Origin of the sequence: Actinoplanes subglobosus, assembly GCF_042650585.1 — a bacterium.
Classification (GTDB): domain Bacteria; phylum Actinomycetota; class Actinomycetes; order Mycobacteriales; family Micromonosporaceae; genus Actinoplanes; species Actinoplanes subglobosus.
This window is the reverse complement of the sequence record NZ_JBHSBL010000024.1, coordinates 61669-85789: the sequence shown is the minus strand read 5'-3', so window position 1 is coordinate 85789 and position 24121 is coordinate 61669. Positions and strand designations below refer to the sequence as shown.

Below are 24121 nucleotides of genomic sequence, written 5' to 3'. Positions count from 1 at the left end.
CCGAAGCAAGGCGTGCATGGCCGAAGCAAGGCGTGCATGGCCGAGGCGGACAAGGCCCCTCGACTAGGCGACCTTGAACAACAGGCCAGCAGGCACCCCTGGAGAGGTCACCCCGGGATCAGCTCGTCACATCGGTCAGATCGCGCAGAATTTCCGACGCCATGACCGGGTCGAGATCGCCGAGTGGCAGCAGCCTCCCCTCAGAGATCTCCCACGGCCCGGTACTCCCGTCATGCAGATAGACGTCGACCAGCTTCTGCTCGGCGTGGAACCCGACCTGCCCCACGATCCCCGGGTCGAGATGCACGGTCACCACCTGCCCCGGCCCGGCCGGCCGGTCGAACCCGGTCTGGATCCCAGCGTTCACCGGCTCGTGCCGCCGCCACCCGCGCCGGTCCAGGGTGAGCACCTTGGTCGTCGGCACGGTGACGCCCTCGAACCGTTTCAGGCTGCCGGCCGGCCGCTCCGCCTCGGTGAGCGCGAAAACCGGCCGCCCGAGCTGTGGGAACGGCTGGAGGATCTCGTAGTCGGCGAACACCTCGGCCCACCCGGCCGCGTCGTCGCCCAGCTGCACCGGATGCGCGACACCGAGCACATCGTCGTCACCGATCAGGACCGGCTCGTCGTCGAGGCTCGCGAAGCTGCGGTCCTCAGCGATCCGCAGCCCGCCGACGACAGCCCCGGCCTCGTCGAGGCGCACCCAGACGAGCCGCCGCCCGATGTGCCACATCAGCGGATGCTCGGCGAACAGCCGCCGGAACTCCGCACCGCTCCACCGCCGCCCCGCGATCATGGCCTGCTCCAACCGGCGGACCTGCTCGGTAGCGATCTTGCGGACGGCCCGTTTCAGGCTGGAGAACCGCTGATAGGCCGCCTCACCCAGCTCCGCGTCGTCACGCGCCCCGGGTTTCGGCAGCGCCTTGAGCCGCTTGCCCACCCCATCGGTCACGAACGGCCGCAACTGCTCGTCGAACCCCACCACGAACTGACGCGGCCCGTAATCCAGCCGCAGACTCCCGTCGGCCGCCAGCCCGAAATCCGGGACCAGCCGGTCGGCCAGCTGGTCGGCGGTGAGCCCCAGACTCTCCGCGACCTCGCCGATCCGGGCGGCGGCGGCCTTGCGCAGCGGCGTCGACTTGGCCCGCTGCGAGATCCGGTGGATGTGCATGAGCGCGCCGTCGGTGCCGATGCCCGCCAGCACGGACAGGCCGGTGATCGCCCGGGCCGGCATGCCCTGTGTCGGCCAGACCAGGATCAGCGGGGTGATCCGGTCGGCGATCTCGTCGCCGCCGGTGAGCGCGACCGCGTCGAGCACCCACCCCTCTTTCGCGGAAGCCCCGGCCGTCTGCCACAGCTCGAACAGTGCCCACCCGAGCTCGGCGAGATCACGCTCCTCGACGGCCTGCCGGACGACGTCGAGACCGGCGTAGGGCTCGTCGGACCGCGAGATCATCAGCATCAGGATCAGGTTGGTGACGGCCTCGGCGGGCAACGTGCCCGAGCCGTCACGCAGCCGGACCGGCGGGAGGGCCCCGGGCACCGCCCACACCGGCGGCGACGGCATGCGGGCCGGCAGGGCCAGCAGCGGGTCGGCCGTGAGCAGCGCCTCCACCCCGGCCGCGGCCTCCGGCCCGTAACCGGCGGCGGCCGCCCGCACCTGCTCGGCGTGGCCCTTGCCGTGCAGCAGGAGCAACGCCCGCTCGGCCTGCCGCCGGGTGGTGCCGGCCTTGCCCAGCGCGGCCGGGATCAGGGCGCGGGCGGACGCGGCGGGATGACGCAGCAGCCACCGCTGGGCGAGCCGGCGCACCGTCTTGAGGCGCACCGACCAGTCCGCCATCAGCGTCGCCACCTCGGGCGACTCGAACGGCATCAGCAGTTGCCCGTAGTCGGCCGGTGCCTCCCGGGCGATCCTGAGCAGCGGGGGCAGCATGTCCGTCCCGAAGCGGGTCACCACGACGGGAATCCAATACAACGAGTCGTAGTCGGTGCGGGGTGGCCACTGGGCGAGCGCCGGGCGGGCGATCTCCTCCGGCCCCCGGGTGAACAGGTGGCCCGGCTCGTTCCACCGGGCCGCGCCTCTGACCACCCGGTCGGCGATCTCCTCCCAGCTCGCTGGATCGGTGGGGAACGACACGTCGCTCGCCGCCCACTCCTGCCGCTCGCCCGGACGCCAGGTCATGACGGCCGGGTCGGTGCAGGTCAGCCCGGGCACGACCACCGGCTTGGCGGCTTTGCCCCGGCTCTGCCACGGTGGTGTCGCCAGCACCGGCGGGACCCGCGAGGGAGGCGCCGTCACCACCTGGCTCCAGGCCGCCACGATGGCCCGCACCCGCCCGCCGGCCTCGGCGCTGAGCAGCGGCATCACCTGGTCGACCAGCCCGGGGTGGTTGTGCAGGTGCATGCGCAGCAGATCGGCGACGTCCTGCTCGGCGAGGATCCGCAGGGCCCGGGCCGGGAACCGCTCGACCGCCTCCAGCAGCGCCGATCTGGCGATGCGCGAATCCGCCCGGGAGAGCAGCCAGCCCATCACGTCGTCACCGGGGATCCGGGCGACCGCGGAGAACAGCCACCGCTCGGTGCCGGCGTCGGAATACTGCGCGTATTTCTGGTCGAGCCAGTAGAAGAAGGTGGGCGCCACCGGCGCGCCGACGCCGTCGAGCAGGGTGAGCACCAGGCCGCGGTCGACGCCCAGATGCCAGGGGTCGGCCACGAGCGCCAGCGCGTGTGCCTGCTGCGCCGTGCGGACCGCGTGGAGGAGCATGCGGGCCCGGCAGCCGTCACGGTCGGCCACCGTGGCAGCCACGTCGTCGTCGAGCCAGTCGGGCCGGGACAGCAGGACCGAGCACGCGGCGCGCGCATAGGCATGCCCGCCCCGGTAGGGCGCCAGCGCGGCGACGACCCGCTCGAACTCCTCCTCCGGCGCGGCCGCGATCGCCTCACGGACCCGCAGCAGCACCGGCAGCCCCGCCCAGCGGCGCTCCTGTGTCTCGCCCGGCCGCAGATGCCGGATGCCGGCGTCGGGCGACGAGTAGCGCCAGTGCCAGCGGCTGGGTGGGATGTCGTCGTCGATGATCACCAGCGACGTCATCTCGACGGCGGCCTCGGCCGCGAACGGCAGGCCCTGCTCGGCGATCCACACGTCGGCGAGCCTGGCCCGATCGTCCCACCCGTGGCTGCGGGCCTCCGCCCTGATCGCGGCGACGGCAGCGGCTCCCAGAACCGAGGAGCCCGCGGCCGCTGCCCGGATCGCCTCCGGGGTCGTGGCGGCGCCGAGCACCCCGGCCGGACCACCCCGCCGCTCGGTGGGCATCCGCTCGGACAGGGCACGCGCCTCCGGGTCGGGCGAGAACGGCCGCACCACACCGCCGCCACGCCGCGGATGCACGAACCCGAGCCAGTTGTCCGGGAGGACGAGCATGTCCTCCGCCCCCATGTCATTCACGGCGCGAAACCTATCTCCCGGGTACGACAGAAACGGTGTGCCAGAAGGCGAGCGCATCAGCCCACGACCTCGGACAGGTCGCGCAGGATCTCCGACGCCACGACCGCGTCGAGACTGCCCAGCGTCACCCGCCCCCGGTCGGCGCTCTGCCACCCGGTGCCGGTGCCGTTGTGCAGGAACGCCAGGCTGAGTCTCTGATCAGCGAAGTAGCCGGCCTCGCCGACCACGATCCCCGGGTCCAGCTCGATGGAGAAGGTCCGGCCGGGCGCGACGACCCGCTCGATGTAGCCCTGCACGCCGCCGTCCTGCGGGTCCTCGCGCCGCCACCCACGCCGTTCCAGGCCGAGCACCTTGGTCGTCGGCACGGTGACACCCTCGAACCGTCTCAGGTGGCTGGTCTGCGCCTCCTCCGGGGTGAGGGCGAACACCGGCCGCCCGAGCTGTGGGAACGGCTGGAGGATCTCGTAGTCGGCGAAGACCTCGGCCCACCCGGGGGCGTCGTCGCCCAGGTGCAGCGGATGGGCGATCCCGACCACGTCGTCGTCGGCCAGGGTGGCCGGCTCGTCGTCGACAGCGGCGAGGCTGCGGTCCTCGGCGACCCGCAGCGCGCCCACCACGGCCCCGGAGTCGTCGAACCGGGCCCACACCAGGCGGCGCACGATGTGCCACATGAGCGGGTGCCCCACGAACAGCTCCCGGAACTCGGCCCCGCTCCACCGGCGACCGGTCACCATGGCCTGCTCCAGCCGGCGGACCTGGTCGGCCGCGACCGTGCGGACGTCCTTCTTCAGGGCGGCGAAACGCCGGTACGCCTCCTCGCCCCGCTCCGCGTCGTCACGCGCCCCGGGTTTCGGCAGCGCCTTGAGCCGCTTGCCCTCCCCGTCGGTCACGAACGGCCGCAACTGCTCGTCGAACCCCACCACGAACTGACGCGGCCCGTAGTCCAGCCGCAGACTCCCGTCGGCGGCCAGCCCGAAATCCGGGACCAGCCGGTCGGCGAGCTGCTCCGCGGTGAGCCCCAGCCCGTCGGCGACCTCGTCCATCTTGGCCAGCGCCGCCGTCTTGAGACCCTTGAACCTCGCCCGCTGCGCGATGCGGTGCAGGTGCATGAGGGCGACATCGGTGCCGATGCCGGCCAGCACGGACAGCCCGGCGACGGCCTTGGCGTGCCCGCCCTCCCCCGGCCAGGCCAGGATCAGCGGGGACAACCGGCGGACCGTCTCGTCGTCGCCGGTGACGCCGAGGGCGTCGAGCACCCAGTTCTCCTTGGCGGCGGCGCCGGCCGCCTGCCAGAGCTGGAACAGCGCCCACCCGAGCTCGGCCAGGTCGGCCGGCACGACGGCCTGCCGGACGACATCGAGACCGGCGTACGGCTCGCCGGGCCGCGAGATCAGCAGGATGCTGAGCAGGTGCCCGACGGCATCGGTGGGCAGCGCGCCGGACCCGTCGCGGAGCCGGACCGGTGGCAGCAGCGCGGGCGCCGCCCACACCGGCGGCGACGGCATCCGAGCCGGCAGCACGGTCAGCGGATCGATGGTCAGCAGCGTCTCCACCGCGGCGGCCGCCTCCGGCCGGTAGCCGGCGGCGGCCTCCCGCACCTCGCGTGCCTCCAGGACGAGCAGCGCACGCTCGGCGTGGCGCCGGGACGGGCCGGCCTTGGCGAGCGCAGCCGGGATCAGGGCGCGGGCCGCCTGTGCCGGGTGCCGCAGCAGCCAGGCCCGGGCGAGGCCGCGCATCGACTTGAGCCGGCCCAGCCAGTCGGCCATCAGCTCGGCCACCTCGGGCGAGGCGAACGGCATCAGCAGCGGTCCATAGTCTGCCGGTTTCTCCCGGGCGACGGCGAGCAGGCCGGGAAGGGCGTCGATCTCGTACTTCGCGGCGGTGATCCGCATCCACACCTCGCCGGTCCACGTCGGGCGGGGCCGCCAGTGGACGATGGCGGGGCGGGCGATCTCCTCCGGCGCGAGGGTGAGCAGTTGCTCCGGGTCCCCCCAGTTGCCCTCCCCGGCGACGAACCTGGCGGCGACCTCCGCCCAGTCGGCCGGGACGTCCCGGTGCCACCGCACCGGGGTCGCCGCCCACTCCTCGCGCTCGCCCGGCTGCCACCGCACCGACGCCGCGTCCGAGCAGGTCAGGCCGGTGAGCACCAGGGGTTTGGCCGGTTTGGCGCGGCGCAGCCAGGGCGGGTCGGCGAGCACCGGCGGCACCCGCGACGGCGGTGCGATCACCACCGCGTCGGCGGTGTCGGCCACCGCCCGGATCCGGTCGGCGGCCACCGGGTCCAGCCCGGGGAGCACCGTGGCGACCAGGTCGCGGTGGGCCAGCACGTGCGCCCGCAGCAGCGCCGCGACGGCCGGGTCACCCGCCTCCTCCGCGAGGACCCGCATCGCCCGCGCCGGGAAACGCGCTGCCGCGTCGATCAGTGCCGGTTTGACGTTACGGACGGCGAGCCGGCCGATCAGGCCACGCACCACGTCGTCGCCGGGGAGCGCGGACAGCACCTGCAGCACCCACCGCTGGCCGGCCACCCCGAGCACGTCGGCGATGTCCTGATCGATCCAGTGGAACAGGGCCGGGCCGGCGTCGGCGCCGATCGCGTCGACCAGCGACACCAGGGCGGTCTGGCGGCGCAGCAGCATCCACGTGTCGGCGTGCACGGCCAGGGTCGCGGCCTGCGCGCCGGTGCAGGCGGCGTAGAACAGCATCCCGGCGCGGGGGCCGTCGCCGTCGGCCACCGCGGCGGCGATCGCCTCCTCGACCCGCCCGGTCTCCGGGATCAGCACCGCGCAGGCGGCGCGGGCATAGGGCAGGCCCTCCCGGTACCCCTCCAGCGCCGCCACGACCTGCTGGAACTCCGTCTCCGGGGCGGCCGCGACCGCCTCCCGCACACGCAGCAGCACCTGGAGCGGCATGTCGGCGAAGTAGCCCGGCCGGACCTCACCCGGCCGCAGATAGCGGACACCGACGTTGCGACTCGGGTACTGCCACTGCTGCGCCGGGAGAGTGTCGTCGACGGCCAGCAGCGATGCCATCTCGACTACGGCCCGCGCGGCGAACACGAGCCCGCGCTCGGTGATCCACAGGTCGGCGAAGAGGCTGATGTCGTCGTCCTTGCCCCGGCGGTAGAACTCGGTGATCGCCGCGACCGCGCCCGCGCCCTCCGGTGGCGCCCCGGCGTCACGGGCCTCCCACGCGAGCCCGGCCGGCCGCAGCTGCGCCTCGGTGGTCGGCTGCTGCAGCACCCACGGCACGGTGGCCCGCTCCTCCGCGAGCATCGCGTCGACGATGGCGCGCGCCTCCGGGTCGGGCGTGAAGGCGGGCACGTCGGCGCTGCCCCGGCGTGGCCGGCGGTGCTTCAGCCACGCCGGGGGAAGGGTGAAGATCTCGTTGCCGTCCATGCCGCCCCGTCCTCGTCCGCCCGCCGGCCTCCCGACGGTCCGCGAACGGTACCGCCGGGGTGCGACATTCAGCCGGAGCAGGCCGGTTCGTAGTCCAGTGCGGGCGCGTACCCACTCCATTCGGCCTCGGAGAGGCCACCGGCACGCCGGCAGGCGTCCGGCAACGGGTCGCTGAGTACCTTCTGGACGGTGGAGACGTCCCACAGCGTCACACCATTGACGCCCGCGGTGGCCAGCAGCGGCTGCCGGGAGCTGATCGCCGCCCCGCTGGTGCGCCCGCGGACCACCGCCAGCAGCATCGGATCGCCGTCCGGCCCGAGCCCCCAGATCTCGGTGTGCCGGCTGGTGCTGACCGTCAGCAGGGTGCCGTCGGCGGAGGTGGAGAGGCTCAACGGGTGACCGCGGCGGGCCCGCGACGCCGTCCGTACCACCCGGTCGCTGCCGTTGCGGTTGTTCCAGACGGTCAGGTCCTGCTCGACCCAGGCGGTGGTGCCCGGCCCACCGGCCATCCGCAGCTCCCCGACCGATTCGACCGGGATGGCGCCGGCCACCATCGGATGAGCCGGATCGGTCAGGTTCCACACGGTGACGGTGCTGGTGGTGACCGACGTGGCGTCGGCGACCGCCAGGGTCCCACCGGGGCCGAAACGGGCGCTGTAGACCATCGTCGCCGCGATCGACCCGACCTCCGGTGGCGGCTGGTCGCCGGCCAGGCGGTGGATCCGGACCCGGCCCTGCCCGCCGTCGCCGCGTTCGAACACGGCGATCAGACCGCGGTCCGGGTCGACGTCGAGGATCCACTCCTTCTTGGCCTTCAGCCCGGGCATCACCTGGCGTGGCTTGTCGCCGGAGAGGTCGAGCAGGCTGCCCCCGGAGAAGAGGATCTTCGACGGCAGCAGCCGGACGGCACCGGATCCGGCGCCGGAGGCCGGGGTCCCGAAGGTGGCGACGGGCTGCGGACGCTGCGGGTCGGCGGCGTCCCACATCTCGACGGACCCGGCGGAGGTGGCCGCGACCAGATCCTGAGCGGACATTCCGACGGTACGGAACTCGTCCGCCCCCGCACTCCCGAGCACCGACAGCTCCCGTGGACTGAACGCGATCGGCTCCCACAGCACCGCCGACTGCGAGGCGTGCGGCCCGCCGGTGAGCAGCCGCGTCCCGTCCGGGGAGAACGCCACCGACACGATCCGCCCGCCGGTCCGGCTCATCTCCTTCAGCAGCAGCGGCTCGGTCAGGTCGGCGACGTTCCACAGCTCGGTGGCGCCGTCGTCGTTCCCGATCGCCGCGAGTTCACCGGTGCTGTCGAAGGTCACCGTGAGCGCCGACGACCGGGTGTCGATCTGCCCGCGGCGCCGTGGGCTGCGCGGGTCGGTCAGGTCGTAGAACCGCACCCCGTTCTCCGCCCGCGCGAGGGCCAGCCGCTGGCCGTCGGCGCTGAGGGCGATGTCGGTGAGGTCGTCGACGGTCTCGTCCAGGGTCGCGACCCGGCGCGGGATGCCGGACGAGTTGGCCCGCCACACGGTGACGCGGCCGTACTGGTCGGTGGCGGCGACGATCCGCCCGTCCGGTGTCATCCGCGCCAGTGGTGTCGGCGCGTCCTCGATCGGCTCGCCCCACACCACGTCCGGGTGCTCGCGGTCGGTGATGTCCCACAGCGCGGTCCGGTCGGTGACCGTCAGCAGCTTCTTCCCGTCCGCACTGAACTGCGCGCTCTCCCAGCCGCCGGGCGCGCTGGTGGCGCGGGTGAGCAGCAGCCGCGGGACCACCGGGTCGGTGACGTCCCAGAGCCGCAGCTGCCCGCCGGCGACGGCCAGCATCCGCCCGTCGGGGCTGAACACGGCGTCGTTGACCTCGCCGCCGCCGGACGCCACCACCGACGCGAGACGGAACCGGTTGCCGTCTAGGGTCCACACCTCGGCCGCGGCGGTGCCACCGGTGACGGCGGCCTTCCCGTCCGGCCGGAACGCCACACTGGTCACCGGTGACCGGGCGGTCAGCTCCCCGGCGTAACCGGTGGCCAGGGCGGCGGTCATGGCGGCGCGGCCGCGGGCCGAGTGGTCGAGCCCGTAGGCGCTGACCGCCAGCCGCAGGGCCAGCCCCGGATCGCCGCCGAGCGCGGCCGACGAGCGGGCCAGCAGGTTCTGCTGCACCAGCATCCGGCTCTGCCGCTCGGCCCGGGCCGCCTGACGTTCGGCGTCGGCGCGGGACTGGGCGGCGGCCAGTCCGGTGCCGGCCAGCAGCGCGGCGACGGTGGCGGCGGCCAGCACCCGCCGGGGCCAGCGCCGGGGTGGACGGGTGCCGGCCTGCGCCGCGAGCGCCACCTCACGCAGCTCCGGCGTGACCGCGGGTACGACCGTCGCGTCCCGGTTGAGCAGGGCGTCCAGCAGTTCGCGGGCGGCCGGGCGGCGGGCCGGGTCCTTCATCAGCGCGGCACCGACCAGGGTGCGCAGCGCGGCGGGCAGTCCGCTCAGATCGGGTGGCTGGGTGAGGATCCGCCCGATCGTCGCCATCGCCGACTCGCCGGCGAACGGTGTCTTGCCGGTGGCCGCGTAGGCGACCAGGACACCCCAGGCGAAGACGTCGGCGGCCGGCCCGGTGCGGTCGGCGCCGGACACGTCGAGGCTCTCCGGCGCGACGTAGCCGACGGTGCCCATCACCTGATCAGGAGCGGTCAGCTCGGCGGTCAGCTCGACACCGCGGGCGATCCCGAAGTCGATCACCTTGGGTAGTCCGACGGCGAGCAGCACGTTAGCCGGTTTCAGGTCGCGGTGCACCACGCCGGCGCCGTGGATGGCGAGGAGCGCGGTGGCCACGCCGACAGCCAGCGCGTACACCTCGGAGGCCGGCAGCGGGCCGCGCTCCCGGACCACGGCGGCCAGGCTCGGGCCGTCCACGTACTCGACGACGAGGTAGGGCGGCTCGTGGTCGGTGTCGGCGTCGAGGACGGCCGCGGTACAGAACGGGGGCACCTGCCGGGCGCGTCGCACCTCACTGCGGAACCGTGCCCGGAACGCCGGATCGGCCGACCACTCCGGCCGGATGACCTTCACCGCGACGCGCACACCGTCCGGGTCGGTGCCGAGGAACACCGTGCCCATACCTCCGGCGCCGAGGCGTCCGAGCAGCTCGTACCGCCCGAGGGAGGTCGGATCGCCGGCGCGCAGCGGAGTCATCGTCACGGCGCTGCCACCCATCGAGCTCGGCCACTGTGGTTCGTTACGCCCGGGCAGGATAGTCGAACGACCTGTCAATGCCACGGAGGGTGCTTCATCCGTACCCTCGCGTCGGGCGTGCCGCATCCACCGACAAACCGGGAGGAAACCGAATAACGTTCCTGACGTGCGGATCCTTCGCCGCCTCTCGGCGGCTCTCACGGCGGCGGTGGTCATCGTCTCGCTGTCCGGCGCGGCGTCACACCCTTTCCCGGGGTACGACACCAGGCGCCTGACCCTCGGCGCGGAGGCGGTCAGCACGAACCGTGCCATCTTCGAAGTGACCGAGGGTGATCGCCTGGCCGTGGTCCTGCGCCGGGGAACCATCCCCGCAGACACCCGCCCAGAAGTGGTGGTCCGCACCCCCGACGGCACCGAGGCGGCCCGATCACCGTGGTCGGAGACCCTGGCCGTGGCCACCTTCAACGTCTGGACCAGTGGCACGTGGAGCGCCGAGGTGGTGTCGCCGGGCAGCGGCACCGGCACGCTCCAGCTGGTCGGCTCGACCCGCCGGACCACGACGGTGAACGGAACCCCGATCACCCTGCGTGTCACGAAGCCGGGCGAGCGCGCCTACGTCACGTTCCCGGTGACCGCCGGCCGGTCGTTCACCGTGGCCGCCCGCTCCGAGGATCAGGTCGCCGAGTGGGACCTGGACCTGACCGTCCGCGACCCGGGTGGCCACGATCTCGGCACCCTCGAGGAACCCGACCTCGAATCGAGCGCGTCGTCGCGGGACCTCACCGCGGCGGCGACCGGCACGTACTCGATGGAGCTCACCGGCAGTGACGACACCGTCGGTGCGGTGACCGTCTTCGTGACGTCGCCGGCGGAACCGAAATCGGTCACCGTGAACGGCCCGGATGCGCAGCTGACGTTGACGAAGCCGGGCGAGCGGGCGCTGCTCGCGGTTCCGGCGACCGCCGGGCAGCGACTGACCGTGGTCGCCCGCGCCGCGGGGATGGCCGACGTCCGGCTCCTCCGCCTCGGCGTCCAGGGTCCGGGTGGCTCTCCCGAGTCGCTCCAGGGCGCGGAAGGCCGGCAGTCGTGGACCGCCGTCGGCTTCCTCGCGCACCGGACCGGGACCCACCTGATCACCGTGGACCCGGAGGGATGGTCCACCGGCCGGGTCGACGTCGCCGTGCTCCAGCCGGTCACCGTCACCGCGAAGGCCGGCGGCCCCGCCGTGGAGCTGAACCTCGACCGGCCCGGCCGGACCGGGACCGTCGTCGTCACCACGGGGGCCGGCGAGCACCTGACCGCCCTGATCACCAGCGCGGACGTCGAACCGGCGGGCGAGCACACCGACGTCGTCATCCGATCGCCGTACCGCAGCGTGATCGGCTCGGCGTCGCTGGGCGCCGGGGTCCGCGCCGACTACGGGGACGCCGCGTTCACCACCCGGACGGCCGGGGCCCAGACCATCGAGATCATTCCCGGCGGCGCGCTGACCGACTCCCTGCCCACCGGCCGCTACACGGTCCGGGTGGCCGGATCGTCGACGGTCGCCGCGAAGGTGGGCGGCCCGGCGGTCACCGCCCGCACGCCCACTCCCGGCGGCCGGGCGTTCGTCCGCTTCGACGCGGCCGCCGGCCAGTGGCTCGACCTCGTGGTCCGCCCCGAGAAGGCGACCGGGGAGACCGGCGACCTCGCACTGATCGCCCCGGACGGTGACGAACTCGACCGCTACTCGTACGACGCCGTCGCCGACACGGAGGGCACGAAGATCTCCTTCACCGCACCGGCGGCCGGTACCTACCTGCTGGCGGCCGACCCCTACGAGGACCGGGCCGGAGCGGTGACCGTCCGCATCACCGAGCATCAGGTGCGAGGGCCCGCGCCTGATCCGCCGGAGGCGTTCTAGAGTCGGGCGGGTGAGGATCCAGTTGTGCGTGCTGTTGTGGGCCCGTCCCGGGCAGGCCGACGCGATGGCCGCCTATGAGGACACCGTCCTGGCGCTGCTGGCCGAGCATGACGGCCGGTTGCTCCAGCGGGCCCGCACCCTGCCCGGTGGCCCGGAGGACGCACCCGACGAGACCCAGCTGATCGAGTTCGCCGGCATGGCCGGCTACCACGGTTTCCTCGCCGACCCACGCCGCGCCGCCCTGTCCGCCCAGCGCGACGTGACGGTGGCCCGCACCGACCTCTACCCGGTGACCGTCCTCTGATCGCGGTGGTGCCGACACCCGTCCGGGCGACCCGATCGGGAGCGGCCGGGCCGTAACATCGGGCGGGTGCTGCGGTTCGAGGTGCTGGGGCCGGTGCGGGTGTGTGCGGACTCCGGTGAGCTGACACTGCCGCCCAAACCGCGTGCCCTGCTGGCGGTCCTGCTCGCCGCGCGGGGCCGGCCGGTCACCGTGGAGCGGCTGCTCGGCGAGCTCTGGCCGGACGGGGCGCCGTCGACGGCCAGCGCGACCCTGCAGATGCACGTGTCGGCCCTGCGCAAGGTGGCCGGTGACCGGGTCCGGACGGCGCCGGGTGGCTACCAGCTCGATCTGGACGGGGCCGGGTTCGACGCCGCCGAGTTCGAGGACGGCGGTGACCTGGGATTGTGGCGTGGGGACGCCTACGACGGGGTGGCCGCGGGGCCGTCGGTGGCGGCGGACGCGGCACGGCTGACCGAGAAACGGCTGGCGGCCCGGCTGCGCTGGGCCGAGCAGGCCCTCGACCAGGGGCGGCACGCCGCGGCCGCGACGGAGCTGGCCGGCTGGGCGGCTGAGCAACCCACCGACGAGAGCCTGGCCCGGCTGCTCCTGCTGGCCCTGTACCGGTCGGGACGCGCCGGGGAGGCACTGGGCGCGTTCGGCCGTACCGTGAAGGCTCTGCAGGATCTGGGAGCCCGGCCCGGCAGTGAGCTGGAGGCGCTCGCGGCGGCCGTGCGGCGGCAGGATCCGACGCTGGACCGGCCCGCGCCGGGGCTGCCCGCCCAGCGCAACCGGTTCATCGGGCGTCGCGCCGAGCTCGACCGGCTCCTCGGCCTGCTCGGCGAGACGCGGTTACTCACCGTGGTGGGTCCGGGCGGTGCCGGAAAGACGCGGATCAGCCTCGAGGTGGCCCGGGAGATCGCCGGCGAGTACGACACCGTGCACATCGTCGAGCTGGCCGAGCATCGTGACGGGCCGCTCGCGCTGCGGGTCGCGGCGGCCGCGGGGATCCGTGAGGAGCCCGGCATTCCCGTGCTGGACACCGTGATCGCGCAGCTCAGCGGTCGGATGATGGGCCCCGCGCCGCAAGAGCCGGAAACGGCGGACGGGCCGGGAAATCCGACCGGGCGGGTGCTGATGGTCCTGGACAACTGTGAGCACGTGCGGGCCGAGGCCGCCGACCTCGCGCACGCCCTGCTCGCGGCCTGCCCGGGACTGCGGCTGGTGGCGACCAGCCGGGAACAGCTCGGGCTGCCGGGTGAGGTGATCTTCACGCTCGGCGGGCTGGCCATTCCGTCACCGGGAGTGGCCGATCCGCGGGCCGACGCCGTGCGACTGCTGGCCGACCGGGTCGCGGCGGCGCGGGGCGGGACCGGGCTCTCATCGGCCGAGCTGGAGGTCGCGGCGGAGCTGGTCCGGCGGCTGGACGGGCTGCCGCTGGCGATCGAGCTGGCCGCGGCCCGGCTGCGGGCGCTGCCGCTCGCCGAGATCATGTCGCGGCTGGACCGGCGCCTCGACCTGCTGAAGGGCACGTCGCCGGTGGCCAGGCACCAGACGATGCGGGCGGCCATCGACTGGGGCTACGACCTGCTCGACCTGCCCCAGCAGGAGCTGTTGCGACTGTTGGGGGCGTTCGCCGGCGGCTTCGACCTGGCCGCCGCGGAGGCCGTCTACGGCGACGATCCGCTGGATCCGCTGACACAGCTCGTGGACCGGTCGATGGTGGAGTGGCGCGACGGGCGTTACCGGTTGATCGAGACCATCCGGGCGTACGCGCGGGAGCGTCTCGCCGGGGAGGAGCGCGTCCGGGCGTACCGCGGGCTGGTGGGTCTCTGGGAGAGTCGTCTCGCGGCGCCGCCGCCGTCGGACGGACCGCAGCACACCGCCTGGCTGAGCGGCATCGCCGCTGATCATGACACGATCGTGGCGACGATCGACTGGTCGCTGCGTGACGGCGACCCGGAACGCGGACTGACCATCGCGTCCGGAATGTGGTGGTACTGGTGGATCGCCGGGCGCATGCTCGAAGGCCGCGAATGGCTCGGCCGCGCCCTGGACGCCGCACCGTCGGCGGCACCGGCACTGCGCGGGCGGGCGCTGCGGGCGGCGGCCGCGCTGGCCCGCAACTCCGGCGATCTCGCCCAGGCGCGCACGCTGGGCGAGCAGTGTCTGGCGACGTTCCGTGCGGTCGACGACCGGACGGGTGTGCTCGCCGCCCTCAACAACCTGCTGATCACCGCGCAGGCGCAGGAGGACTATCCGGCGTCGCTGGAGTTCGGACGGGAGGCGATCCGGGCCGCCGAGGAGGCCGGCGACAAGCGGATGACCGCCGCCGCCTCGAACAACACGGCCGGGACGCTGCGCTGCATGGGACGTCTGGACGAGGCCGAGCCGCTGTTCACCCGGGCGCTCGACGGCTTCCGGGAGCTCGGTGACCGGCGCGGCGAGGCGGCCGCCCTGTCGAACCTGTCGACCACCGACCGGCGCCGCGGACGGCATGCCCCGGCGCGGGAGGCGATGCTGGCCGCGCTGCGCATCTACACCGACCTGGGCATCACCGAGGGTCAGCTCGACGCGGTCGAGGGTCTCGCGCAGCTGGACATTGCCGCCGGCGACGCGGCCGGTGGCCTGCGCCTGCTGGCCCTCGCCGAGCGCGAGCGCGCCGCCCTCGGCGCCCCCAGTTTCACCCCCGACGAGATCGCCGACAAGGAGTCGGCCGAGGCGACGGCACGAGCCGGACTGGGTACGGCCGAACGCGCCGCCATCTACCGGGAGGCGGACGCCCTGACTCTTTCGGATGTAGTGAACGCCCTGCTCAAGTGAGCCTTTGGGGTTTCTTTGGCGGAAGGGCCGATCGTTCTCGGCAACGGCGATCGCCGCACACTTCTTCCTCAGGAGAAACCCATGAAGCACCGCCTCGTCGCCCTGACCGCCGTCGTAGCCGTCGCGTTCACCGGCGGATGCGGCGTGCTCGGCAGCGCGGCCTCCGGCGCACCCGACGTCACCTCCACCTCCACCGCCGGCAAGGGCTCCACCAAGGGCTCCACCAAGGGCTCCGCCGAGCCGACCCCGGCCGGCACGGTCAAGCCCACCCCGGAGAAGCACTCGGTCAAGGACAGCGGTGACATCCCGGACCCGTGCACGCTGCTGTCCGAGGCCGAGGTCGTCGACCTCACCGGCCGTGAGATCACCCAGATCGACGAGGACGGCGGCTCCGCCGGTGATGTCACCCGGTACTGCCAGTGGCAGCAGTCCGGGGGTCAGCTCGCCGTCTTCCTGAGCCGCACCACCGCCGAGGACTTCGAGATCACGGTGGCCGAGGCGGAGTGGGTCGACGGGGTGGGCCAGTACGCCTACACGCACTCGGGTCACCTGTATGTCCTCTACGGCACGGTCCAGATCGACGTCTACTCGCGGGGCGCCTCGGACTCGCGGAACCTGGCCGACGCGAAGGCCGTCGCGAAGACCCTGATCCCGCGTATCTGACCCGGCCCGGGGATCAGCCGAACAGCCAGGTTTCGGCTGATCCCGCCCCCGGCCCGGGACCGCATGGTGGTCTGGTACGTCACCAGCGACGACCCGGGGAGGCCGATCATGTCGAAAGCGGTCAGCGTGATGGCGGGCCTGACTCTCGCGCTCCTTCCGGCGCCGGCGGCCGCTCAGCCGGTCCGGGCCGCCGAGCCCGGCGAGATCACCTGGGTCGCCACGCAGCGGCGCAGCGCCGACGCGGACGCCCTGTGCCGGGCGGGGCACGCCACCATCAAGGCGACCTACACCGGCACGCACGGACTGACCGCCATGCTGGTCTCCGGTGAGAAGAGCGACTACGCCGACTACCAGGCGTACGTTCGCGGCCCTCTGATCTTCTCGTCCGGCACCTTCACCGGTCCCGGAAACCACAGCTCGTGGTTCAGCCCACCCGCGCCCACCAGTCCCGGCGCCGAGAACGGTCCGGCCGTTCTCGGCGTCGAGGTGCTGGATCTGCGGGAGAACCGCTTCTTCTGGTTCAGGAGCTGGGACTTCCCGCTGGCCTGCGGTTACGACTACGAGCTCACCATCGAGGACGTTGCCCAGCGGTAGGGCGTGACCGCTGGCCGATCGGGGTGAACCGCGCGCCGAGGGTGGGCACGGACACCGGCTCGGGTGCGGTCTCGCCGTCGATGATCTCGGTCATCCGCCGGATCGTGGGGTCACCCTCGTCGGCCACGTAGTCGTGGTCGCGGGTGTGGTCCGGCCCGTCCGGCACTCCCGAACCCCGGAACACCGGTGTGAGCGCGAACGTGACGATCAGGTTGACCGCGAGCGCGACGACTCCCACGTAGATGCTGGCGTCGCTGTCGATCCCGATGGTGTCGAGGGGCCAGGCCGAACCGCCGAAGTGCTCCCGTACCACCGTGGTGCCGTTGGTCTTGGGAATCTGATAGAGCATGACGATGCCGACCAGTAGCCCCGACCCGATCCCGCAGGCGAGGGCCGACCGGTGGAACCAGTTGGTGTAGAGGCCGAGCGCCACGGCGGGCAGCGTCTGCATGATCACCACGCCGCCGATCAGCTGGAGGTCGATGGCGAACTGGGTGTTGAGCAGCAGTATCACCAGCAACGCACCGAATTTGACGGTCAGCGAGACGGTCTTGCTGACGTACGTCTCCTCCTTGGCGGTGGCGTCCGGCCGGAGGTAGACGCGGTAGATGTCGCGGGTGAAGAGGTTCGCCGCGGCGATCGACATGATCGCCGCCGGAACCATGGCGCCGACGCCGATGGCGGCGAAGACCATGCCGGCGGTCCAGGCGGGCGCGTTCTCGTTGAACCACTGGGGTACGACGGTGTTCGCGTTCCCGCCCACCGCCTCGGTGCCGCTGTAGATCGCCGCGAAGCCGACCAGCATCAGCACGCCGAGGGTGAGCGTGTAGAGCGGCAGCACGGCCAGGTTCCGTCGCAGCGTGCCACGGTTGCGGGAGGCCAGCACACCGGTGAGGGTGTGCGGGTAGAGGAAGAGCGCGAGCGCCGACCCGAGCGCCAGGGTGACGTAGTTGAGCTGGCTCTGCGGCGCGAGCAGTAGCCCGTCGTCGACCCGGGGCGAGGCCGCGTACTTCGCCTCGGCCAGCCGGAACACCGGGTCCCAGCCGCCCGGCATCATCGAGGCGATCATGATGACCGACAGCACCGACCACAGGACCAGCGTGTCCTTGACGATCGAGACGAGCGCCGGCCCGCGCAGCCCCGAGTTGAACGTGTAGAGCGCCAGCACCAGGAACGCGATCGTCAGCGGCCAGCCTTTGGGCAGGCCCATCACCTCGAAGACCGCTTCGATGCCGATCAACTGCAGCGCGATGTACGGCATGGTGGCGACGATCCCGAGCACGGCGATCCCGGTGCCCAGCCCTTTGGAGCCGAACCGGGCGCGGACGAACTCCGCCGGTGTGACGAACCCGTGCACGTGACAGACCGACCAGAAGCGGGCGAGCACCACGAACAGCATCGGGTAGACGATCACCAGGAACGGCACGGGGAAGAACCCGGCGGCGCCGATGCCGAACACCAGGGTGGGCACGGCGACGAAGGTGTACGCCGTGTAGACATCCCCGCTGAGCAGGAAGAACGTGACCCAGTTACCGAACGCCCGGCCGCCCAGCCCCCACTCCTCCAGGGTGTGGATCGAGTCGGGCTTGCGCCACCGCGACGCCGCGAACCCCATGATCGCGACGACGCCGAAGATCAGTGTGAAGACGATCAGCTGAACCTTCTGATCGCCCATCGTCATCGTGTCCTGGTGTGCACGTAGGCGATGACCACGCTGGCCAGGAACGCGAAGCCGAGCTGGCTCCAGTAGAAGAACGGGATGCCCAGGAGGGTCGGCTCGACCCGGTTGTAGAGGAACGGCATGAGGGGTACGGCGATCGGCACGAGCAGCAGCCAGTGGCGCGGGTCGGAGTCCGGCCGGCGGAAGAAGCCCCGCAACGTGCGGAACTGACGGGGTGGCGCGGCGTGCCGGGCCGGGACCGGCCAGGCCTGCGGTGGGCTCGGCGGGGTGTGGTACCGGTCGGGGGTTCCTGTTCCGTATCGCCTGTCCACCATTGGGGCCTCCGGAGGGTGATCATGCGTCCACCGGCCGCAATGTTTGCAGGTGATGCAGATCACGATCACCAAACTTTCGGACGATGCCGCATCGTCCGTTCGGCTGGTTAATCGTGAGTAACGTTTCCTATTTGCCGGAATTGGGCTCACGGAGGGCGACAGACCGTACCGGCTTCGTGCCACGCCTGCACTGCCCCGCACCCTCGGTGATCAAGGTGGCCCTAGAGTGCCGCGAAAGGCGCTCACCAGGGAGGACACGGTGTCGGAAGACTACGAGCCATCATCAGCGAGAGGTCGCCGCTGGTTCGTCGCGGCCCTGGTGGCGATGGTGAGCCTGGCGGTGGCCGCCGGGGTCACCCTGTCGCGGATCCGGGACGCCGACGCCGGCACCGGACCCGGCCAGGCGCTGACCGACCTGACCCCATCCGAGCCGTCGAGCGCGGTCGCGGAGGAGCCCACAGCCTCCGCGCCCGCGGAGAAGCTCGCCACCAGAGCCCCGAAGGAGCCGCCGGCCGAGCAGGCTTCCCCGGCGAGCACCGAACACGGGGCCACCGGCCCGGCCATCGCCCGCTTCGCTGTCGCGTCCAAGCCGGTCTGCCCATCCGGCACCGACCAGGTGCGGTACGAGGGCCAGCCGGTCCGGCTCGAATGGAAGGTCACCGGCGCCGACAGGACCACCCTCGCCGTCGACGGCCCCGGCGTCTACGCGACCTACGGGACGACCGACTCGGCCGAACTGGCCTTCCCGTGCAGTGGCGAGCCCGGCGGTGAGGCGTCACACACGTATACGCTCACGGCGATCGGCGAGAACGGCACGAAATCGAAGACCATCACAGTAAAGGCACGGATCCAGGAAACCGCGGTCACCGGTGATTCATAGACCGGGCACAGCGGGCCCGAAGGAATTCACGAGCGCGGGAAATGGTCGTCGACGTCGTCCTCATCCAGGTCGTCGTACTCGTACTCGTCGTCTTCCCGCAGCTCAGCGGCCTCCTCGGCGAGCCACTGCGGCATCGGCAGACGGAGGCCGAGCAATTGGATGTCCTGGCGGACCGCAACAGACATGGGAACTCTCCGAGAAACAGCCGGAATTTCGTTGAGACGACCGTAGGAAAGCCGAACGGAAACAGTCAACGAACTCCGGCACTCCCTTACGTCATTCCTAGTGGATGCACAGTGCCCGCACAGTGGATTTCACCGATCTGCCCGGTGATCTTGGCCTCGCACCCCGTAGGGCTTGCGTGACCAGGGCTTTTAGGGCAGCCTAACGAAGGTAAGGCTAAGCAAAACAAGAGGATCCGGGTTCCATGTACGTCTGCATATGCCACCACGTCCGCGAACGCGAGGTCCGCGCCGTCATCCGCCTGGGCGCGCGCACCGAGGAAGCCGTGGGCGACGCCTGCGGCGCGGGGACGGGTTGCGGCAGCTGCCTCGACCGGATCTGCGACCTGATCGAAGAGGAGACCACCGACACGCGCCTATCAAAAGTCGCATAGCGTCACCGATCCGTTACGCTCAACCCCAGTTTGGCCATAACTGGGGGTATTTGGCATGCAAGGCGACGCCCGTGTCATCGAGTTTCTCAACGAGCAGCTCACCGCGGAACTGACCGCGATCAACCAGTACTTCCTGCACGCCAAGATGCAGGAGAACTGGGGTTACACCGTGCTGGCGAAGCACACCAAGCACGAATCCATCGACGAGATGCGGCACGCCGAGGTCCTCACCGACCGCATCCTCTTCCTCGAGGGACTGCCCAACTACCAGAAGCTGTTCGCGGTGCGGATCGGCGAGACGGTCAAGGAGCAGTTCGAGTGCGACATGAAGATCGAGGTGGAGGCGGTCGACCGGCTGCGCCGCGGCCTGGAGTACATGCGCTCCATCGGCGACGTCACGTCCGCCCGGATCTTCGAGGACATCCTGGCCGACGAGGAACACCACGTCGACTACCTGGAGACCCAGATGGCCCTCATCGAGAAGCTCGGCGAGGCGCTCTATCTCCAGAACGTCACGGAGCACCCGGAAGCGGGCTGACATCGGCGCGCCGGCCGGCCAGCAACTCCGACAGCGTGACGGGCTCCAGGCCGCGACGGCGGAGCCCGGCGAGGATGGCCGGCAGCGCGTCGTCGGTGTAGAGGGCGTTCGCCTCGGTCACGTGCATGATCACGATCGAACCCGGCTTCACCTGCGACAACACCGCATCCACCACCGGCTCCGGCCCGCGTGCGAACGGATCGCCGCTCACCACGTCGCCGTCGACGACGGTGACACCGAGCGGTGCCAGCGCCGTCAGGGCCGCCCGGTCATGGCACAGGCCCGGGAACCGGAAGTACCGGGTCTGCCGCCCGCCGAACGGCTCCAGCACGCGGAACGTCTTGGCCACGTCCTCGGTCATGTCGGCCGGCTTCACCCGGGGCAGGTTGTAGCAGTCCCCGGTGAATGCCGCGTGCTCGTAGCTGTGGTTCGCCACCTCGAACAGCGGGTTCCCCACGATCCTGCGCGTGACGTCGGGGTACTGCTCGGCCCACTGCCCCGTGACGAAGAACGTGGCCGGGATCCGCCGTTTCTCCAGGATGCCGAGCAGGCGCAGATTCGCGTACGACTTCACCTCGCCCCGCCGCAGCCGCGCCGTCATCGCGTCGGTCATGTCCGCGTCGAACGTCAGCGCCACACGCTTGACGTCGCGGCTCCCGTGCTGCACCACCGCGGGCACGGACCCCGCCCGGGCCGCACCCGGAACCGCGACGGGCTCTGCCTCGACGATCGGCGATCGCACCGGCGCCGGTGAGGGCGGCGGAACGGTCCGAGGTGCCGGCTCACCGCAGCCCGCCAGCATCAGCACCGTGACGAGGGCCAGCACCCGGCGATCGACAATCATGCCCGCAAGGATGGCAGGGCTACTCCTTGATCGCGACGCCGCAGTATCGATTCACGTCCGCATCCGGATCGCCCTCGGCCGGGGGCCAGGTCAGGCGGCGTGACCGGTCTGGGCGGCGTGGGCTATGGCCCGACGCAGGACCGCCACCGAGACGGTGATGTCGCCGGCCATGTCGGTGAGACCCAGCTCGATCCACTCACGGACCAGCTGGGAGTAGGGGATACCGGCCTGGTCGGCCGCGGCCCGCACCCGCTCGGCGAGGGCCGGCGGGACCCGGATGCCGAGCGGCACCATCGGCTCGGCCTCCGGCTTCGGGGGCAGCTGCACCAGCGTCCCCTCGTGATACGTGACGTCCCCGGCGGCGAACGCCGCCGCGGCCGCCGAGATCTGCTCGTCGCTGTGCTGCTGACTCATGACGCGTCCGCCTCCCAGGCCTTGAACCGCACCAACTCGTCGGGGGTCATCTCGCGGGCGCCGATGATCTGCTGCCGGTGCCCGCCGAGCAGCCGCACGGCGACGACGAGGGGCCGGCCGGTCCCGGTGCGCCCGCTGATCGTCAGGAAGTGCACCCCGGCGCTCTCCGCGGCCAGCGGCAGGCGCCGCTCGGCCGAGAGAACCTGGGTGACCTCCTGCGACTCGATGTCACGCAGACGCGCCAGAGCCTCGGTCAGCCATTCGTACCCCACTCCACCAGCGTAAAACGTTCGTCAGACGGCGTCCAATGGCCCCTTTGTGACAAGACCGTGTTTATTTGCTGGTAGACAACTACTTCGTGGCGGACGACTACTACACCATCGCGCTGGAACCGGCGGGCGGGAGCGCGACGGCGCGGGTCCTGCTCGCGGGCGCATTCGACATCGGCACCCGCGACGACCTGCGCAAGGCGCTGCTCGACCTGGTCGCCGACGACCCCGGCCAGCGCATCCTGGTCGACCTGCGGCAGGTGACCTTCATCGACTCGGAGGCGATCAACGCACTGATCGAGGGCTACCTCGCCGCCGAACGGGCCGGGGTCACTCTACGGCTCTGCGGGGCACAGGGCATCGTCGACCGGGTGCTGCGGGTGGTCGGTCTCGACCACCTCCTCGATCCGCCGGACGGACCCGCCGGAAGCCGGTGGTGATCGGGGTTACGTGTGACCGGGCGATAACCTCGGCACGCGGACGCACGCGGGAAGGAGCCATGGGGTCTTGGCGAACGGGGACGACCTTCGGCTGTTACGCGCCTACGAGCCGGTGGCCAGGTTCACCGAGGGTGAATACTTCTTCCCCGTCTCGGTCGAGCGCTACGTCAGCCGGGCCAGCCTGTGGCGGCACGAGCCCGGGCAGGGGCCGATCCCGATCGTCGCGCCGGGCGGGCTGACCCTCGACGGGCTGGCCGCGGCCGGCGGCGCCGAGCAGGGCCTCGGTTACGCGCTGTCCGGCATCGGCACCGGCGACAAGCATCTGACGCACATCCCGCTGCGGGACCGCCCGCCGCACCTGTCCCGGTCCAGCCGTCTCGGCGCCGTCGGGCTGACCGGGCGGCTCGTCGACACGCTCAACAGGTTCTCGCTGCTGTTCCGGGGCAGTGTCCCGGGTGGTTCGGCTGCCCGGTCGTTCCTGCTGCAGCGCGACCATCTCGACGTCACGGAACCCACCTACTACGGGCGGGTGGTGCGCGACGGGTCGTGGATCGTCTGCCAGTACTGGTTCTTCTACAACTTCAACAACTGGCGGTCGGCGTTCGGCGGGGTCAACGAGCACGAGGCCGACTGGGAGCAGGTGACCGTCTTCGTCGACGCGGCCGCCGAGGCCGGGCCGGACGGGCTGCCGACCCCGGCGTGGGTGGTGTTCTCCGCGCACGACGAGGTCGGCGACGATCTGCGGCGCCGGTGGGACGACCCGGACCTCACGACCGTCGGCGGGCGGCATCCGGTGGTCTTCGTCGGGGCGGGCTCGCACTCCGGCGCGTATCTTCCCGGCGACTACCTGATCACGGTGCGGCCGCCACGGCTGCGCGGGCTGGTCGGCGCGTTGCGGTGGTCGGCGCGGCTCCTGGCCCCCTGGTCACCGGAGGATCAGAGCAGCCTCGGGATTCCGTACGTGGACTACGCGCGCGGCGACGGACGTGCGGTCGGCCCCGGCCAGCCCGAGGCCTGGCACCCGGTGGAGATCGACGACGAGACCGGCTGGGTGCGTGACTTCCGCGGGCTGTGGGGGCGGGACACCCGGGACCGGCTCGGTGGTGAGCGCGGGCCGGCCGGTCCCCGCTACGGGCGCGACGGCACGGTGCGGCCGGCCTGGGCGGACCCGGTCGGGTGGGCCGGGCTGGCGAAGGTGGTGCCCGATCAGGCCGAGGAGCGGCGGCTCGTCGCCATCCGTACCCAGCGTGATCTTGATCGTCTCGCCGAGCTGGACGACGAGGTGGACGCCATGCGGCACGAGTTGACGGTGGCCGCGGCGGGCCTGCCCGCCGCGTCGCCGGAGATCCGGGATCTCGCCGCCCGGGAGCAGCGGCTGCTCAGCCTGCGGATGGAGCGGACCCGGCTCGCCGACGAGTTGCGGCGCGCCACCACGGCCGAGCCGGTCGCCCAGCTTCCGCATGCCCATCTGCTGCACCGGCGTCTGCCGATGGAGCCGTCCGCCGGTTTCCTGGGCCGGGCCCGGTCATGGTGGGCGGTGATCAGCACCCCGCTGATCCTGCTGGCGATCGGCGCGGTGGTGGCGCCGCCGCCGGTCTCCGGGCAGCAGACCGCCCTGGTGCTGCTGCTGGTGCTGCTCGGGGTGGAGGGGTTCGTCCGCGGCAAGTTCCTGGCCGTGGTGCTGCGGATCCTGCTCGCGTTCGTGGTGGTGCTGGCCCTCGCGGTGCTGTGGCTGGAGGGCCGTTACGTGGTGACCTTCGTCTGCTCGGCCGCCGCACTGCTGGTGCTGCTGGTCAACGTGCGCGAGGCCACCCGGCGCTGAGACCGGACCATGCCGAGCATCGAC

The 24121-nt window shown here is 72.1% G+C and carries 19 protein-coding genes; 10 read left to right on the top strand and 9 right to left on the bottom strand.

From position 1 onward, the window contains the following. Positions 1 to 118: 118 nt before the first annotated feature. The 3 genes from ACFO0C_RS34455 to ACFO0C_RS34445 all read right to left on the bottom strand — a co-directional run bounded on the left by ACFO0C_RS34455 (position 119) and on the right by ACFO0C_RS34445 (position 10016). Positions 119 to 3433, bottom strand: a complete 3315-nt coding sequence (locus tag ACFO0C_RS34455) for a DUF4132 domain-containing protein (RefSeq protein ID WP_378071509.1) — start codon at positions 3431 to 3433, stop codon at positions 119 to 121. Positions 3434 to 3498: 65 nt separating this feature from the next. Next, entirely contained in the window at positions 3499 to 6840 is a 3342-nt protein-coding gene (locus ACFO0C_RS34450) for a DUF4132 domain-containing protein (protein WP_378070949.1), read from the bottom strand. Positions 6841 to 6908: 68 nt separating this feature from the next. Beyond that, positions 6909 to 10016 (bottom strand): WD40 repeat domain-containing serine/threonine protein kinase, encoded by a 3108-nt coding sequence (locus tag ACFO0C_RS34445; protein ID WP_378071508.1) that lies wholly within the window; start codon positions 10014 to 10016, stop codon positions 6909 to 6911. 166 nt (positions 10017 to 10182) lie between these two features. Here ACFO0C_RS34445 and ACFO0C_RS34440 point away from each other — a divergent pair, with 166 nt between their 5' ends. The 5 genes from ACFO0C_RS34440 to ACFO0C_RS34420 all read left to right on the top strand — a co-directional run bounded on the left by ACFO0C_RS34440 (position 10183) and on the right by ACFO0C_RS34420 (position 16279). Further along, positions 10183 to 11919, top strand: coding sequence for a PPC domain-containing protein (locus ACFO0C_RS34440; RefSeq protein WP_378070948.1), 1737 nt, complete (start codon positions 10183 to 10185; stop codon positions 11917 to 11919). Between the two features lie 10 nt (positions 11920 to 11929). Further along, positions 11930 to 12223, top strand: a complete 294-nt coding sequence (locus ACFO0C_RS34435) for a hypothetical protein (RefSeq protein WP_378070947.1) — start codon at positions 11930 to 11932, stop codon at positions 12221 to 12223. A 66-nt stretch (positions 12224 to 12289) separates the two neighbouring features. Further along, on the top strand, positions 12290 to 15022 hold the full coding sequence (locus ACFO0C_RS34430) for a BTAD domain-containing putative transcriptional regulator (RefSeq protein WP_378070946.1): 2733 nt from the start codon (positions 12290 to 12292) through the stop codon (positions 15020 to 15022). Positions 15023 to 15103: 81 nt separating this feature from the next. After that, positions 15104 to 15685 carry a hypothetical protein gene (locus ACFO0C_RS34425; protein ID WP_378070945.1) on the top strand — a complete coding sequence of 194 codons (582 nt, stop codon included), beginning with the start codon at positions 15104 to 15106 and terminating at the stop codon, positions 15683 to 15685. A 108-nt stretch (positions 15686 to 15793) separates the two neighbouring features. Continuing rightward, positions 15794 to 16279 carry a hypothetical protein gene (locus ACFO0C_RS34420; RefSeq protein ID WP_378070944.1) on the top strand — a complete coding sequence of 162 codons (486 nt, stop codon included), beginning with the start codon at positions 15794 to 15796 and terminating at the stop codon, positions 16277 to 16279. Here the strand turns inward: ACFO0C_RS34420 and ACFO0C_RS34415 are convergent. Beyond that, positions 16251 to 17960 carry a sodium:solute symporter family protein gene (locus ACFO0C_RS34415; protein WP_378070943.1) on the bottom strand — a complete coding sequence of 570 codons (1710 nt, stop codon included), beginning with the start codon at positions 17958 to 17960 and terminating at the stop codon, positions 16251 to 16253. The genes ACFO0C_RS34420 and ACFO0C_RS34415 overlap by 29 nt on opposite strands. After that, positions 17957 to 18274 carry a DUF3311 domain-containing protein gene (locus ACFO0C_RS34410; RefSeq protein WP_378070942.1) on the bottom strand — a complete coding sequence of 106 codons (318 nt, stop codon included), beginning with the start codon at positions 18272 to 18274 and terminating at the stop codon, positions 17957 to 17959. The genes ACFO0C_RS34415 and ACFO0C_RS34410 overlap by 4 nt, the downstream gene beginning before the upstream one ends. Positions 18275 to 18533: 259 nt before the next feature. Between ACFO0C_RS34410 and ACFO0C_RS34405 the strand changes: the two genes are divergently transcribed. After that, positions 18534 to 19154 carry a hypothetical protein gene (locus ACFO0C_RS34405; RefSeq protein ID WP_378070941.1) on the top strand — a complete coding sequence of 207 codons (621 nt, stop codon included), beginning with the start codon at positions 18534 to 18536 and terminating at the stop codon, positions 19152 to 19154. A 26-nt stretch (positions 19155 to 19180) separates the two neighbouring features. On the opposite strand, the gene ACFO0C_RS34400 is transcribed toward ACFO0C_RS34405, so the two are convergent. Further along, a complete protein-coding gene (locus tag ACFO0C_RS34400; protein ID WP_378070940.1) occupies positions 19181 to 19339 on the bottom strand; it encodes a hypothetical protein in 159 nt (52 codons plus the stop codon). 242 nt (positions 19340 to 19581) lie between these two features. On the opposite strand from ACFO0C_RS34400, the gene ACFO0C_RS34395 reads away from it, so the two are divergent. Beyond that, on the top strand, positions 19582 to 19770 hold the full coding sequence (locus tag ACFO0C_RS34395) for a (2Fe-2S)-binding protein (RefSeq protein WP_317796459.1): 189 nt from the start codon (positions 19582 to 19584) through the stop codon (positions 19768 to 19770). Positions 19771 to 19825: 55 nt separating this feature from the next. Next, the gene (gene bfr, locus ACFO0C_RS34390) at positions 19826 to 20308 is read left to right on the top strand and encodes a bacterioferritin (RefSeq protein ID WP_378070939.1); all 483 of its coding nucleotides are present in this window, start codon (positions 19826 to 19828) and stop codon (positions 20306 to 20308) included. Here bfr and ACFO0C_RS34385 read toward each other — a convergent pair. The 3 genes from ACFO0C_RS34385 to ACFO0C_RS34375 all read right to left on the bottom strand — a co-directional run bounded on the left by ACFO0C_RS34385 (position 20283) and on the right by ACFO0C_RS34375 (position 21838). Continuing rightward, positions 20283 to 21152 (bottom strand): polysaccharide deacetylase family protein, encoded by an 870-nt coding sequence (locus tag ACFO0C_RS34385; protein WP_378070938.1) that lies wholly within the window; start codon positions 21150 to 21152, stop codon positions 20283 to 20285. The two genes, bfr and ACFO0C_RS34385, sit on opposite strands and share 26 nt — an antisense overlap. Before the next feature lie 90 nt (positions 21153 to 21242). Further along, entirely contained in the window at positions 21243 to 21566 is a 324-nt protein-coding gene (locus tag ACFO0C_RS34380) for a hypothetical protein (protein WP_378070937.1), read from the bottom strand. Next, entirely contained in the window at positions 21563 to 21838 is a 276-nt protein-coding gene (locus tag ACFO0C_RS34375) for a hypothetical protein (RefSeq protein WP_378070936.1), read from the bottom strand. Before ACFO0C_RS34375 ends, ACFO0C_RS34380 begins: the two co-directional genes overlap by 4 nt. A 65-nt stretch (positions 21839 to 21903) precedes the next feature. Between ACFO0C_RS34375 and ACFO0C_RS34370 the strand changes: the two genes are divergently transcribed. Continuing rightward, entirely contained in the window at positions 21904 to 22275 is a 372-nt protein-coding gene (locus tag ACFO0C_RS34370; RefSeq protein WP_378070935.1) for an STAS domain-containing protein, read from the top strand. A gap of 67 nt (positions 22276 to 22342) precedes the next feature. Next, positions 22343 to 24097, top strand: coding sequence for a hypothetical protein (locus tag ACFO0C_RS34365; RefSeq protein WP_378070934.1), 1755 nt, complete (start codon positions 22343 to 22345; stop codon positions 24095 to 24097). The last annotated feature ends 24 nt before the right edge of the window (positions 24098 to 24121 follow it).

Coding starts and splice junctions, on each gene's coding strand:
- ACFO0C_RS34385 (WP_378070938.1), bottom strand. CDS start 21,152: ATGATTGTCGATCGCCGGGTGCTGGCCCTCGTCACGGTGCTGATGCTG.
- bfr (WP_378070939.1), top strand. CDS start 19,826: ATGCAAGGCGACGCCCGTGTCATCGAGTTTCTCAACGAGCAGCTCACC.
- ACFO0C_RS34450 (WP_378070949.1), bottom strand. CDS start 6,840: ATGGACGGCAACGAGATCTTCACCCTTCCCCCGGCGTGGCTGAAGCAC.
- ACFO0C_RS34400 (WP_378070940.1), bottom strand. CDS start 19,339: ATGTCTGTTGCGGTCCGCCAGGACATCCAATTGCTCGGCCTCCGTCTG.
- ACFO0C_RS34410 (WP_378070942.1), bottom strand. CDS start 18,274: ATGGTGGACAGGCGATACGGAACAGGAACCCCCGACCGGTACCACACC.
- ACFO0C_RS34420 (WP_378070944.1), top strand. CDS start 15,794: ATGTCGAAAGCGGTCAGCGTGATGGCGGGCCTGACTCTCGCGCTCCTT.
- ACFO0C_RS34425 (WP_378070945.1), top strand. CDS start 15,104: ATGAAGCACCGCCTCGTCGCCCTGACCGCCGTCGTAGCCGTCGCGTTC.
- ACFO0C_RS34415 (WP_378070943.1), bottom strand. CDS start 17,960: ATGACGATGGGCGATCAGAAGGTTCAGCTGATCGTCTTCACACTGATC.
- ACFO0C_RS34395 (WP_317796459.1), top strand. CDS start 19,582: ATGTACGTCTGCATATGCCACCACGTCCGCGAACGCGAGGTCCGCGCC.
- ACFO0C_RS34445 (WP_378071508.1), bottom strand. CDS start 10,016: ATGACTCCGCTGCGCGCCGGCGATCCGACCTCCCTCGGGCGGTACGAG.
- ACFO0C_RS34380 (WP_378070937.1), bottom strand. CDS start 21,566: ATGAGTCAGCAGCACAGCGACGAGCAGATCTCGGCGGCCGCGGCGGCG.
- ACFO0C_RS34455 (WP_378071509.1), bottom strand. CDS start 3,433: ATGGGGGCGGAGGACATGCTCGTCCTCCCGGACAACTGGCTCGGGTTC.